At 56.9% G+C, this 12,774-nt stretch carries 10 protein-coding genes and 2 pseudogenes (1 of these 12 running past the window's edge); 5 read left to right on the plus strand and 7 right to left on the minus strand.

The features are described from left to right. Both CD175_RS14715 and ptrR read right to left on the minus strand, forming a co-directional pair. Positions 1-1,962, minus strand: the 5' portion of a protein-coding gene (locus CD175_RS14715) for an OsmC domain/YcaO domain-containing protein (protein ID WP_104449451.1). It extends 243 nt beyond the left edge of the window; 1,962 of the gene's 2,205 nt are visible here — the first part of the coding sequence; it begins with the start codon at positions 1,960-1,962; the stop codon falls past the left edge of the window. Between the two features lie 77 nt (positions 1,963-2,039). Beyond that, entirely contained in the window at positions 2,040-2,918 is an 879-nt protein-coding gene (ptrR, locus tag CD175_RS14720) for a putrescine utilization regulator PtrR (RefSeq protein ID WP_104449452.1), read from the minus strand. Positions 2,919-3,018: 100 nt separating this feature from the next. Here ptrR and CD175_RS14725 point away from each other — a divergent pair. Further along, positions 3,019-4,407 (plus strand): annotated as a pseudogene (locus CD175_RS14725) (aldehyde dehydrogenase family protein); the annotation flags it as partial. Between the two features lie 69 nt (positions 4,408-4,476). Here CD175_RS14725 and CD175_RS14730 read toward each other — a convergent pair. After that, complete coding sequence (locus tag CD175_RS14730) at positions 4,477-4,665, minus strand: hypothetical protein (protein ID WP_015095786.1); 189 nt, start codon at positions 4,663-4,665, stop codon at positions 4,477-4,479. Between the two features lie 347 nt (positions 4,666-5,012). Then, a complete protein-coding gene (locus tag CD175_RS14735) occupies positions 5,013-5,534 on the minus strand; it encodes a DUF3016 domain-containing protein (RefSeq protein ID WP_104449453.1) in 522 nt (173 codons plus the stop codon). 256 nt (positions 5,535-5,790) lie between these two features. Here CD175_RS14735 and CD175_RS14740 point away from each other — a divergent pair, with 256 nt between their 5' ends. Beyond that, the gene (locus CD175_RS14740) at positions 5,791-6,132 is read left to right on the plus strand and encodes a hypothetical protein (protein WP_104449454.1); all 342 of its coding nucleotides are present in this window, start codon (positions 5,791-5,793) and stop codon (positions 6,130-6,132) included. A 571-nt stretch (positions 6,133-6,703) separates the two neighbouring features. Here CD175_RS14740 and CD175_RS14745 read toward each other — a convergent pair. Continuing rightward, positions 6,704-7,915: an MFS transporter gene (locus tag CD175_RS14745; protein ID WP_104449455.1), complete on the minus strand. Its 1,212-nt coding sequence runs from the start codon at positions 7,913-7,915 to the stop codon at positions 6,704-6,706. A gap of 45 nt (positions 7,916-7,960) precedes the next feature. Beyond that, positions 7,961-9,107: pseudogene (locus CD175_RS14750) on the minus strand (alpha/beta hydrolase). 96 nt (positions 9,108-9,203) lie between these two features. Between CD175_RS14750 and CD175_RS14755 the strand changes: the two are divergent. From CD175_RS14755 to CD175_RS14765, 3 genes are all read left to right on the plus strand, one after another. Continuing rightward, positions 9,204-10,097 (plus strand): LysR family transcriptional regulator, encoded by an 894-nt coding sequence (locus CD175_RS14755; protein ID WP_104449456.1) that lies wholly within the window; start codon positions 9,204-9,206, stop codon positions 10,095-10,097. Between the two features lie 162 nt (positions 10,098-10,259). Further along, a complete protein-coding gene (locus tag CD175_RS14760) occupies positions 10,260-10,718 on the plus strand; it encodes a DUF6130 family protein (RefSeq protein WP_104449457.1) in 459 nt (152 codons plus the stop codon). Between the two features lie 197 nt (positions 10,719-10,915). Next, positions 10,916-12,391 carry a DUF1254 domain-containing protein gene (locus CD175_RS14765; protein WP_104449458.1) on the plus strand — a complete coding sequence of 492 codons (1,476 nt, stop codon included), beginning with the start codon at positions 10,916-10,918 and terminating at the stop codon, positions 12,389-12,391. Between the two features lie 45 nt (positions 12,392-12,436). Here CD175_RS14765 and CD175_RS14770 read toward each other — a convergent pair whose 3' ends face one another. Then, positions 12,437-12,616, minus strand: a complete 180-nt coding sequence (locus CD175_RS14770) for a hypothetical protein (RefSeq protein WP_104449459.1) — start codon at positions 12,614-12,616, stop codon at positions 12,437-12,439. Positions 12,617-12,774: the final 158 nt, after the last annotated feature.

The raw sequence follows: 12,774 nt of genomic DNA on the forward strand, positions 1-12,774 counted from the left end.
GTTCACCGCTTGATAAAACAGGCCGCGTTCGACGGTGTTGTCGTTGTATTGCAAGAAGGCTTCCACCAGATCCTTGGCCTGATCAAACTTCTGCAAGGCGAGATAAATCAGCAGCCTCAGTTCCAGGATCGTCAACTTGCCCCAAGGCGTGTTGTCGTCGAACTCGATGCCGATCAACGTAGTGATGTCGGTGTAATCATCCAGCTCGCTGCTTTCCAGCCCCTGGGCCAGCGATCGCAGGCCGACTTTGCTCAGGCTGTGCAGATTCAGGATGTCGGCGCGGAACTGCAGCGCCTTGTTGGTGTTATCCCAGATCAAATCTTCGACCGGATAAATTTCCGAGTAATCCGGCACCAGAATGCGACAGGCCTTGGCGCCGATATGCTCATAGACCGCCATGTACACTTCTTTGCCCATGTCTTCGAGAATGCCAAACAGGGTCGCGGCCTCTTCGACATTGGAGTTTTCGCCTTGACCGGAGAAATCCCACTCAACGAATTCGAAGTCCGGCTTGGCACTGAAGAAGCGCCACGAGACCACACCGCTCGAGTCGATAAAGTGCTCGACGAAGTTATTCGGTTCAGTCACCGCCTGCCCTTCGAAGGTCGGCTGCGGCAAATCATTCAGGCCTTCGAAACTGCGACCCTGCAGCAGTTCCGTCAGGCTGCGTTCCAGCGCCACTTCCAGGCTTGGGTGCGCGCCGAACGAGGCAAATACGCCACCGGTACGCGGGTTCATCAAGGTGACGCACATCACCGGGAACTCCCCGCCCAGCGACGCATCCTTGACCAGCACCGGGAAGCCCTGCTCTTCCAGGGCCTGGATACCGGCCAGAATGCCCGGGTATTTCGCCAGCACTTCCTGCGGCACATCCGGCAGGGCCATTTCGCCTTCGAGGATTTCGCGCTTTACCGCGCGCTCGAAGATCTCCGACAGGCACTGCACCTGCGCTTCGGCCAGCGTGTTGCCGGCGCTCATGCCATTGCTCAGGAACAGGTTTTCGATCAGGTTGGACGGGAAGTACACCACCTCATTGTCCGACTGGCGCACAAACGGTAGCGAACAAATGCCGCGCTGGGTGTTGCCGGAGTTGGTGTCGTACAGATGAGAGCCACGCAACTCGCCATCCCGGTCGTAAACCTTCAGGCAGTATTCGTCGAGGATTTCAGTCGGCAGCTCGTCCTTCGGGCCCGGCTTGAACCAGCGCTCGTCCGGGTAATGCACAAACGCCGCATTGGCGATGTCCTCCCCCCAGAACTGATCGTTATAGAAGAAGTTGCAGTTGAGCCGCTCGATAAACTCGCCCAGCGCCGAAGCCAGCGCGCCTTCCTTGGTCGCGCCTTTCCCATTGGTAAAACACATCGGCGAGTGCGCATCGCGGATGTGCAGCGACCACACATGGGGAACGATGTTGCGCCACGAAGCGATTTCAATCTTCATGCCCAGGTCGGCCAGGATGCCCGACATGTTGGCGATGGTTTGCTCCAGCGGCAGGTCCTTGCCCGCAATGTAGGTGCCCGCTTCGGAAGTCGAATGCGGCATCAGCAGCGCCTGGGCATCGGCGTCGAGGTTTTCGACCTCTTCAATCACGAACTCAGGCCCGGTTTGCACCACCTTCTTTACCGTGCAACGGTCAATGGAGCGCAAGATCCCCTGGCGGTCCTTGGCGGAGATGTCCGCCGGTAATTCGACCTGAATCTTGAAAATCTGGTTGTAGCGGTTTTCCGGGTCAACGATGTTGTTCTGCGACAGGCGGATATTTTCGGTGGGGATATTGCGAGTCTCGCAATACAACTTCACGAAGTACGCCGCACACAACGCCGACGAAGCCAGGAAATAATCGAACGGCCCCGGCGCCGAGCCATCACCCTTGTAGCGAATGGGTTGATCGGCGATCACCGTGAAGTCGTCGAACTTGGCCTCAAGTCGAAGGTTGTCGAGAAAGTTGACCTTGATTTCCATGTGCGATTACCAGAATAACGAGCTAAACGATTTGGCCGCCATTATCCGGTTTTTCAGCGCTGACCGTTAACTTTCCACTATTTATCGATCAACGAGACACCACGCTCCTCCAGCAAGCGCACAAACATCGTGAGGCTCTGCGACACCGTCCCCCTGCGCCACACCAACCAGGTACGCAGATAGCGGAACGACTCCGACAACGGCCAGACGCTGACCGTCGTACACCCCGGCATGCTTTCGAGCATGCTGCGTGGCATCAGCGCCAGGCCGGCCCCGGCGCTGACGCAGGCCAGCATGCCGTGATAGGACTCCATTTCGAATATCTTCCCGGGCACCGCCGCGCCATTGGCAAACCAGCTTTCGAAATGATGGCGATAGGAGCAGTTGGAGCGGAAGGCATAGATGTTTTCGCCATTCACATCCTTGGCCCGATGAATCGGCTCATGATTGAGCGGTGCGATCAGGACCATCTCCTCCTCGAATGCCGGTACGCCTTCCAGCGCCGGATGCAACACCGGCCCATCGACAAATGCCGCGGCCAGCCGTCCCGACAGCACCCCGTCGATCATGGTCCCGGAGGGACCGGTGGACAGGTCCAGTTCGACCTTCGCGTGTTTCTGGTTATAGGCCGCCAATAGCTCTGGAATTCGTACCGCAGCAGTACTTTCCAGCGAACCCAGGGCGAAAGCGCCTTGCGGTTCTTCTCCCGCTACGGTGGCCCGCGCCTCCTGAACCAGGTCGAGAATACGTCGAGCGTAATCCAGGAAGCTCCAACCGGCCGGCGACAAGCGCAGGCGACTCTTCTCGCGGATAAACAGATCCACACCCAAGTCCTGCTCAAGCTGCTTGATTCGGGTGGTGAGATTCGATGGCACCCGGTGGATATGCTGGGCGGCCACGCTGATGCTGCCGTGCTCGGCGACAGCCTTGAAAATTTCGAGCTGGACCAGATCCAAGTCATTCTCCAAACGTGAACGTTATGCTCAGTATTATTCAGTTTCCATAAAACATATACCCCCATAACCTGAGCACATTCCTACCTAGCAGGACGGTGCCATGACCCACGTATCCAGCCTTACCCATGCCATTTCGATCAACCCGACCACGGGCGAGCAGATCGGCCAGTACCCTTTCGAATCCGATTCGGCATTACAGGCCGCGTTGGCGCGGGCCACTACCGGGTTTCGCACCTGGCGCGGCAAACCGGTAGAACAACGCGCGCAGCTGTTGATCAACCTCGGCCAGGCCTTGCGCAACAATGCAGAGGCCATGGCCAGCATGATCACCCTGGAAATGGGTAAGCCGATTGCTCAGGCCCGTGGCGAAATTGAAAAATGCGCGCAGCTCTGCGAGTGGTACGCCGAACAGGGTCCGGCCATGCTCAGCGCAGAACCGACCCAGGTTGAAGGCGGCAAGGCACGCATTGAATATCGCCCGCTCGGCCCGATTCTCGCCGTGATGCCGTGGAACTTCCCCATCTGGCAAGTGCTGCGCGGCGCGGTCCCTACCCTGCTCGCCGGCAACACCTACGTGCTCAAGCACGCGCCCAACGTCATGGGCAGCACCTACCTGCTGCTGGAAGCCTTCAAGCAGGCGGATTTTCCTGAAGGTGTCTTCGAGGTCATCAACGTCACCGCGGACGGTGTATCCAAGGCGATCGCCGATCCACGCATCGCGGCGGTCACCCTCACCGGCAGCGTGCGCGCGGGCATGGCCATCGGTGCCCAGGCCGGCGCCGCGCTGAAGAAATGCGTATTGGAACTGGGCGGCTCCGACCCGTTTATCGTGCTCGACGACGCGGACCTTGATGAGGCGGTCAAAGCCGCCGTGATCGGACGCTATCAAAACACCGGACAAGTCTGCGCCGCTGCCAAACGCCTGATTGTCGAGCAAGGCATTGCAGAGGAATTTACCCGCAAGTTCGTCGAGGCCACCCAACGATTGGTCGTCGGTGATCCACTCGCCACCACCACTTACATCGGCCCGATGGCGCGCTTCGATTTGCGCGACGAACTGGACCAACAGGTGCGCGACACCCTGGAAGAAGGCGCGACCTTGCTGCTGGGTGGAAAGAAGGCCGAAGGCACCGGCAACTACTACGAACCCACTGTACTGGGCGACGTGACCGATCAGATGACATCCTTCCGGCAGGAATTGTTTGGTCCTGTGGCTTCAATCATCACGGCCCGAGACGCCGCCCATGCGCTGGCTCTGGCCAATGACAGCGAGTTCGGCCTCACCGCCACTATTTACACGCGCAATGGCGAACTCGCCCGGCAGATGGCTGGCGAACTTGAAACCGGCGGCGTGTTCATCAACGGCTATAGCGCCAGCGATCCGCGTGTCAGTTTTGGTGGCGTGAAGAAGAGTGGCTTTGGCCGGGAGCTCTCGCACTTCGGAGTGCGCGAATTCTGTAATGCACAGACGGTTTGGCTGGATCGGCGTCAAGGGCAATGCAGTGCTTCGAGCTGGCAGCGCCTTGATCTGGCTCAGCCTGGGGCGCAGCGCAAGCATTCAGCCTGACATCGCGATCCTCAGCGCCACTGCTGCTTCAAGCAGCTTGTTCGCCTGGGTCGAGACAGCTGCAGCCATTTCTTCATCCCCGGCTTCTCTGAGCGTTGCAGCCAGATCGAGCAGCTTCCCCACCTCGGCCTCGATAGTGCGGACGGATTCGCCTATTTGGTACTTAAGTGAATGAGCCATCGCGATCAAACCTCGGACCAGATTAAAGACAAATCCCAACTGGGTGAATGCTCAAGTCATTCAGTGACGCTTCACCGATCGCCATTCGATTGCCCTAAAACCATTGTGGAGTACTGAGCAGAGAGTATCGAAAGTTTTGATGTCGTGTCGTACTCCAGTAGCAGTTGGCCCAACGGTTACGCCACGGCATTTCGTATTCAGATGTCACACTTTCGTCACACCTATCTAGCACAATACGGTCAGCCAAAGGGATTTGGCCCATCTACAGAAAGCCCGGCCCAGCGCCGGGCTTTTTACTTTCTGGCCCATGCCCCCCAAGCCGAACACTAATTCACAGCGCAGGGGGGTCAATTCAACCCGCTCTGATGTTGCCCGGCGAATTGTCTCCGGAACCAGTCCGAGAGCATCGCCTTCTCGGAGTAGAGCCTGTCACTTCTGTTCGCACGCCCCGGACGCTGGAGGTAGAACTGATCCATGACCCTGGCGTCGGCCTGGTTCACGATCTGGCCATTTAGCTTGAGTACGTAATGTAGATCGATGCTCGGCCAGGTAATGTCGCGCATGAAGCGCACCTCATAGGCATTTATCCTCCAGGGTTCGTAACGACCGGCCAGGTCGATGTTGCGTATTTCAATTTGCAGCTGCTGGTCGGCTGGCAGGTACCGCTCGCCAAGCTTCTGGATGTAGCTGCGCAGCTCTTTCATGACATAAGGATCGGCACCACGCTCATAGCCCGGACTGTCCAGACTGGCATCGCTGAATTTTTCGGGGTTATTGAAGACGACTTCGACCGAGGGCGCTGCGGTGGCAAGTGGCACCATGAACAGCGCCAGCAGTGCGAGCGAGGTGCAAACGGATATTGAGCGCATGGCATCACCTCCGGGTGCAACGCTTTTCAATGCATGCTGCACCCTGTTCAGTTTACGCCTGAAGTGCATGCCCGCTGCGTGTGTTTCCAGCTCCTAATGGTCGATGCGCCTGTCATAGGCCGTGCGCAGGCGATCCTGGCGCGCGCGACCTGACTCAACGGCAACACGCTCCATGACCTTGGAATGAGCTGAAGATTTCACCCGGAACGCGCCTACACTGAAGGCACAGCGATTGAGAGGACATGGAGCTCCACGCATGCGCCCTAGCGCCCTTGTGATACTCCTTATCAGCTATGCCGTGCTGATGGTGGTTTTTTTCAAGCTAAATGCTCGAAACAACCGACGCCGCAGAGAAGGTCTTTACGAAGCCTTTGAAACTGCAATGCGACAGCATGGGATCAGGACTTTCGAGATCATCAAGGAAAGTATTTATATCGGTAACAACTTTCGGCCATCAGAGCTGCACCGGATATTGTTGGACGATACAGGGCACTACTTTCTTTACATGCATGCCAGTAACGCGCAGCCAACTTTAATGCCACTGACCGAAGAGCGAGCGTTACAAGCTGCACAGGGGGAGATGGGAATCCAGGCATAGACCATTGCAACCGCCGCCACCATGGACAATGAAGGAGGGGGATTGCCCCGCCCTACTCAGCCGACTCAAGTAGAAGGGAGGGTGGTTAACACAACTCGCACCAGAACAGGACCATGCTCGTAGCCAAGCCGCTGGTAACGATCCCGATTCCAAACACGACGCCGAGAAGCAGAGTTTTTGCCCACATGGCTCGAATCTCCGGATACCGCATTCAATGAATGCTTCAGTATCAGCACCCGAGCAAAATCCAAGCCATCTGGCATGGGCAAAGCCGGGCCCAGCGATTGCACTGAAACGGTCTATTCGGGTGGTAAAAAATTCCCCATCACGGGGTTCGCTCACCCTATATTTGGGGCTGAACCACCCACATCCGATGACTCCCTTCATGCCCTCACAGCAAGTCCTTGCGACATCAAAACCTGGGATGCTACATAACTTCGCTAACAAGGCTTGAGCTACGAAACAGCCTATTGGCACCGAATTGACCTCCATCGGGCCAATAACGACTTTGGATCAAATCCGATCTGACACATTGCGGACAGTTGCCTGCCTTTCCAAAATCTGCCTTCTGTTAACCCTGGTTTCGCGATGTGAAAAAGGTCGTCACTGCCGCGAGTACCAGCAAGATAGAGCTTGCAAGAAATGTCATGCGATAACCGCTCCCGTCGAACAGCAGGCCGCCGAGGGTAGAGCCCAGCGCAATGGATAGCTGAATGACTGCCACCATCAGGCCGCCACCCGCTTCAGCATCCCCGGGCAACGCCTTGGCCAACCACGACCACCACCCCACAGGTGCCGCTGTCGCGGCCAGGCCCCACAGCCCCAGCAATACAAAAGCTGCCACGACTCCGCCGCCAAGGACAATCAAGGAAAGTGCAATGGCGGCCATCAACAGTGGAATGCAGACCAGGACGCGGTACATGCCGACTTTCAGGAAAGTGCCGATCAGAATGGTTCCGACGACACCCGCCACACCGATGACCAGCAGGATCATCGACAACATGGAGACATCTACACCGGTGACGGTCTCCAGGAACGGGCGCAGATAGGTGAACAATACAAACTGCCCCATAAAGAAAGTGCCCACACTCAACATGCCGAAACTGATCAATGGGCTCTTGAACAAACGAAAGACATTGCTCGCGCCCGCTTTGCGCGGCGCCGCCGTCATGGCTGGCAGGCTGATCCACTGCCAGATCAACGCGATGATCGCTACCGGAACAAGGCAGAAAAAAGCCCCCCGCCAACCCATGACACTCCCCAGATAACTTCCCAGTGGTGCGGCCACTACGGTTGCCAAAGCATTGCCGCCGTTGAAGATTGCCAGAGCCTTGGGCACGCTATGAGACGGTACCAAGCGCATGGCCATTGCCGCCGACATCGACCAGAATCCGCCGATCACCACGCCGATCAGCGCACGCCCCATCATGTACACCGTATAGTTTGGCGCCAGACCGACCACCAACCCCGACACACACATAATCCCGGTCAGTAGCAGCAACAGCGTCTTGCGGTCCATTGAGCCAGCAAGCCTGGAAATCGAAAGGCTTGTCAGCACCGCGAAGGCGCCGGAGATGGCGATCCCATACCCGGCCAGTCCTTCACTGATTTGCAGATCCAATGCAATCGGCGTGAGCAAACTGACAGGCATGAACTCCGAGGCTATGAGCGCGAATACGCACAGTGTCATCGCAAAGATGCCACTCCAGTAAGCCTGCAGTTCCCCAGCCCCCGGCGTGCCGAGGGCATCACCAGCCGGGGAGTCGAATACTTGAGTCGTCATTAAAAAACCTCTCATCAAATGGTGGTTGGTTGAAACACAGGTCTTTTAGCCAACCACCGTCAGATGCCGGGTAAAAAAGGCGGTGAGTCTTGTCCAGGGAATCAAGTTCACGCGGTCGTACAGATCGACATGCCCCGCGCCGGGAACCCAGGCCAGTTCCTTAGGTTCGGCGGCACGATGGTAGGCCTCCTCGCTGAACTCTCTGGAGTGCGCCTGATCGCCAGCGATGAACAGCAGCGGTCGCGGGGAAATCGTCTCGATATCGTTGAATGGATAGAAATTCACGAACCGGACTTCGCTGGTCAAGGCGCGGTTTTGGGTCAGCTCCAACGTTCTGCCATGAGGGATATGGATACCGCGTGGCGTACGGTAGAAGTCCCAGAATTCACGTGTGACCGGGTCTGCATCTTTACCAAGCTGCACTGGCAAATAGTTGAGGAAATGCATTTGCCCGGTAGAGAACTCGCCGTAGCGTTGCTCGGCGGCTTTGACGAGCATGGCCTGGCGTTGCTCGGCAGTCACTGAGGTGCCCCAGACCATGACGGGTGACAGCACCCATGTCGTACATGCTGACAGTGGCCACGGCTTTCAAACGAGAATCCATCTTGGCCGCACTGATGGCAAAGCCACCGCTGCCACAGATACCCAGTACGCCGATACGCTTGCGATCAATGAAATCCCGCGTACCCAGGTAGTCAACTGCAGCGCTGAACGCGTCGGCATACATTTCGGGGGCGACCTGGTTTCGAGGCTGGCCCTCACTCTCACCCCAGAAAGGCAAGTCAATCGCGAGCGCGACGAAGCCTTGTTCCGCCAGCTTTTGTGCATAGAGCATGGAGCTTTGCTCTTTGACTGCTCCCATGGGATGACCGACGATAATTGCAGGCGCTTTAGCGTTTGCAACCAGATTCTTGGGCGTTACAAGATTGCCCACAATTTGAAGATTGTATGAGTTCTTGAAGGTCACCTTTTGCACGGTGACCTTGTCGCTTTTGTAAAAGTTGTCGGCACCTTCCGGCGGGCTGCCTGCACTTTTTGAGTCAACTGCGAAGGCAGGGCCGACTGCGCCCGAAAGGACGCCTAGAGCCGCAATGCTGACGCCGGTGGCCTTTACGAATTCGCGCCGATCAAGCCCTCGAGGGGGCAAGGCTTCTGTAGCTTCAAGGAGGGTTACAGGTGTCTCGCTCATCATCAGCACTCCGTTCCAGATAGGTGACAGAGCTTGACGGAATCGAGATATCTTGATTAGTAAGGATAATCTTCATGTGGTTTTGAGAAAAATTCAGCAATGGCCAATACCAAAGTCAACGATCTCCAGGCTTTTCTGGCGGTGGCACGCGACCAAAGCTTTACGAAGGCCGCCGCCAAACTGGGCATTACGCCTTCTGCGCTGAGTCATACGATCCGGGCACTTGAACAAAGACTGGGGATACGGCTGCTGGCCCGCACGACGCGCAATGTGTCGCCTACAGAGGCGGGAGAAAGGCTGATGCGTTCGATCGCCCCGCTTTTTGACCAGATCACCGCCGAGCTTGAAGCGCTGGGCGAGCTGCGGGACAAGCCCAGTGGCACGATTCGTATTTCCTGTACTGACGATCAGATTGAATTGTGCATTCGGCCGATGCTTGCAAGCTTCCTGAAGAGCTACCCGGATATCACACTGGAGTTCTACGTCGACTATGGGTTCACCAACGTGGTCGAGGAGCGATTTGATGCGGGTATTCGCCTGGGCGAATCGATCAGCAAGGACATGATCGCCGTTCGCATAGGGCCGGATTGGCGGTTGGCTGTGGTGGGTTCTCCAGAATACTTCGAACGCAACCCGGCACCCACAACCCCCCATGAGTTGACCGGGCATGACTGCGTGAATATCCGACATAGACCATCAGGTGTGATCTACGCATGGGAATTTGAAAGAAATGGCCAGGCTTTTACAGTCAAGGCAGATGGACAACTTGTGTTCAACAGCATCATGCATGTTCTCAATGCCGCCGTTGATGGCGTTGGCCTGGCCTATGTACCAGAGGAATTGGTAGCACCGTATCTGGCCGACGGCCGACTCAAAGAAGTCTTGGCCGACTGGTGCCCTGAGTTTCAGGGCTACCATTTGTATTACCCCAACAGACGCCAGGCGTCTCCCGCTTTTTCTGCATTTGTGGAGGCGCTGAAATATAGAAGCTGAGCGCTCTGCATTCGACGCGCTGCTATCTGTCGCGAAGGGCTGCAGCCACCTGTGGACTCAACCGGTCGATGAAACAAGCCGGCGATTCAGATTTCAGATACACACGGGGACAATACTCGGTTTGATCTAGGCTTGATTGAGATCACCCGGGAGAAAAACACCATGTCCCTCTCTCTCAGAAATCCATTGGCCTTTGCTTTGGCGGTGTTCTTTTGCGCAGCCGCGCGCGGTGAAGGAACAGCAGACGCCTATCACCCACCGGCAATACTTCCCCTGGAATCCGAGACGGCGCCAAGACTCATTGCCGAGCCGCCGCTGGCCGAGCCCCTTGCCCGCGGAGTCGTCATTATCCAGTACCGCACAGAGCACGCGAGGATCATGCCGGTATTTGGTAAAGCGGCAGCTGATGTATCACCCCGTCTCGGGCACCTTCACGTGACCGTCGACGACTGGAAAGGTACATGGGCGCACACCAGTGAAGACCCGATTATCCTGGTCGGACTGCCCCCCGGCACTCACCAGGTTCTTCTTGAAGTGGCCGACCCGACTCACAAAATCCTTACCAGTACGACAGTGCGTTTCATCGTTCCGGAAAAGAAACCAGCTGACGCCCCTCATTAGTCGCCACTTCGCTTCGGTTGTCTGCTTGCCGCAATCCAAGAAGTTTGCCCCCAATATTGGCTGTCCCCCAGTCAATAGCGGGGGTTTGCTTCATGACCTACGCTCAGATACGGCAGTAAACCGGCTGGAGTCTCGAGGTGTTCAATCGCTGATCAAGACATCCAGGGCAAAGATGATTTGGTCAGGAGCGACAAAGGATGAAACCGGAATATTCATGCATAAAATGGATCGCCATCGCTGCCACTTCGGTGGCGCTTGTATCAGGCTGTGCCAGCAAGAACGATCCCGTGGCCCAGGCCGAAAAAGCCGATGCAGCCAAAGGCATCGCCGCGCCCAGCCTCACGGAAACGAAGGCCATCGCCGAGGAAGCCTTCATCTACGGACTGCCGATCGTAATGAACTATGCGGTGATGTATGAGTACGCCGTGGACAAAAGCGGCCCGCAGTTCAAGGCCCCCTTCAACCAGATCAAGAACGAACCCCGTGTCTTCACTTACCAGGATACGGCCATCGTCACGCCCAACAGCGATACCCCCTATTCGTTCCTCTGGCTGGATCTGCGCGCCGAGCCCATGGTGCTCACGGTACCTGCAGTGGAAAAGAATCGTTATTACTCGGTGCAACTGATCGACGGCAACACCTACAACTACGGCTACATCGGCAGCCGCACCACGGGGAACGGCCCAGGTAACTACATGGTAGTCGGGCCTGACTGGAAGGGCTCCATGCCACCCGGCATCAGCAAAGTCTTCTATTCGACAACGCCCTTCACGGTGGCAGGCTACCGAACCCAGCTGTTCAATCCCAAGGACATGCCGAATGTGGTCAAGGTGCAGTCCGGATACAAAGCCCAACCGCTATCGGCGTTTTTGAAACAACCGGCGGCGCCTGCATCGCCAGTTATCAATTTCCCTCCAACCACCACTGCGGGGATCAAGGAGCACTTCTTCGAATACCTTGATGCCGCGCTCCAGTACGTACCGCCAACACCGGAAGACCGGGAAATTCGGGCCCGAATCGCGAAAATCGGCATTGGACCAGGCAAGAGTTTCAAGCTCCAGGACCTCTCGCTCGAACACAAGGCCGCTGTCCTGCTGGGTATGAAGGAAGGTGACGAGAAGGTGGACAGGTGGTTGTCCGGCGGACTCAAGAACGTCAATGGCTGGGGCATCGGCTCGTACTTTGGCGACCGCCATTTCTACAATGGCGACTGGTTGAAGCGCGCCGCCGCGGCCAAAGGCGGAATTTACGGCAACGATGCCGTGGAAGCCACTTACCCCATCACCCGCACAACCGCAACCGGCGAGCCACTGGATGGCAGCAAGCATAACTACACACTCACCTTCCCGGCGGGACAACTGCCTCCCGTGAACGCCTTCTGGTCGGTGACGATGTACGACGGCAAAACACAGCTCCTTATCAAGAACCCGATCGACCGCTATCTACTGAACTCGCCCATGCTGCCCGGCATGAAGAAGAATGCCGACGGGTCACTGACCCTCTACATCCAACAGAAGTCGCCCGGCAAGGCACAGGAGGGCAACTGGCTGCCCGCACCCGACGGCCCGATTTATTTGGTGATGCGCCTCTATTGGCCCAAGGAGACGCCGCCTTCAGTCCTGCCGGCTGGTGAAGGAACCTGGAAGCCAGCAGGCATCGTGGTATCGAAATAGAACACGCGCCAGCTCGCGCAGATCCCCCGGCATTTGTCGGGGGGTTCACCGTTCCAATACAAGCCTGTCTTCGCTGACAGGCAACTGGTGTGGCGCATTTATCCTGCCTTCCAATCTGCTCACAAACGCCAGGGCTTCGGCATAGCTGCGAAACTTGACGCACCACGCGTTCATCCAGACATTCCAGTCTTGCGGTGTCCTCGCTTTTTCGATTTTTATCAGCATCCTGGCATCCCTCCTTTTTGCGGTTTAACTCAGTCTCGAACCTGGAAAAACCGAAATGCGGCGTGTGAACTTTCGTCTGCGTGTCCCGGTTGAAGGCGGGGGGAAAACAGTACGCAAGGTGAGGAGGAGCAGATTCTGCAGATGCGGATTTGCCGGCA

The sequence above is a fragment of the Pseudomonas laurylsulfatiphila genome (genome assembly GCF_002934665.1).
Lineage (GTDB): Bacteria > Pseudomonadota > Gammaproteobacteria > Pseudomonadales > Pseudomonadaceae > Aquipseudomonas > Aquipseudomonas laurylsulfatiphila.

Bases quoted from the DNA above. Each gene is read 5' to 3' on its own strand.
- CD175_RS14730 (WP_015095786.1), bottom strand. From the start codon at position 4,665: ATGGCTCATTCACTTAAGTACCAAATAGGCGAATCCGTCCGCACTATC.
- CD175_RS14735 (WP_104449453.1), bottom strand. From the start codon at position 5,534: ATGCGCTCAATATCCGTTTGCACCTCGCTCGCACTGCTGGCGCTGTTC.
- CD175_RS14740 (WP_104449454.1), top strand. From the start codon at position 5,791: ATGCGCCCTAGCGCCCTTGTGATACTCCTTATCAGCTATGCCGTGCTG.
- CD175_RS14745 (WP_104449455.1), bottom strand. From the start codon at position 7,915: ATGACGACTCAAGTATTCGACTCCCCGGCTGGTGATGCCCTCGGCACG.
- CD175_RS14755 (WP_104449456.1), top strand. From the start codon at position 9,204: ATGGCCAATACCAAAGTCAACGATCTCCAGGCTTTTCTGGCGGTGGCA.
- CD175_RS14760 (WP_104449457.1), top strand. From the start codon at position 10,260: ATGTCCCTCTCTCTCAGAAATCCATTGGCCTTTGCTTTGGCGGTGTTC.
- CD175_RS14765 (WP_104449458.1), top strand. From the start codon at position 10,916: ATGAAACCGGAATATTCATGCATAAAATGGATCGCCATCGCTGCCACT.
- CD175_RS14770 (WP_104449459.1), bottom strand. From the start codon at position 12,616: ATGCTGATAAAAATCGAAAAAGCGAGGACACCGCAAGACTGGAATGTC.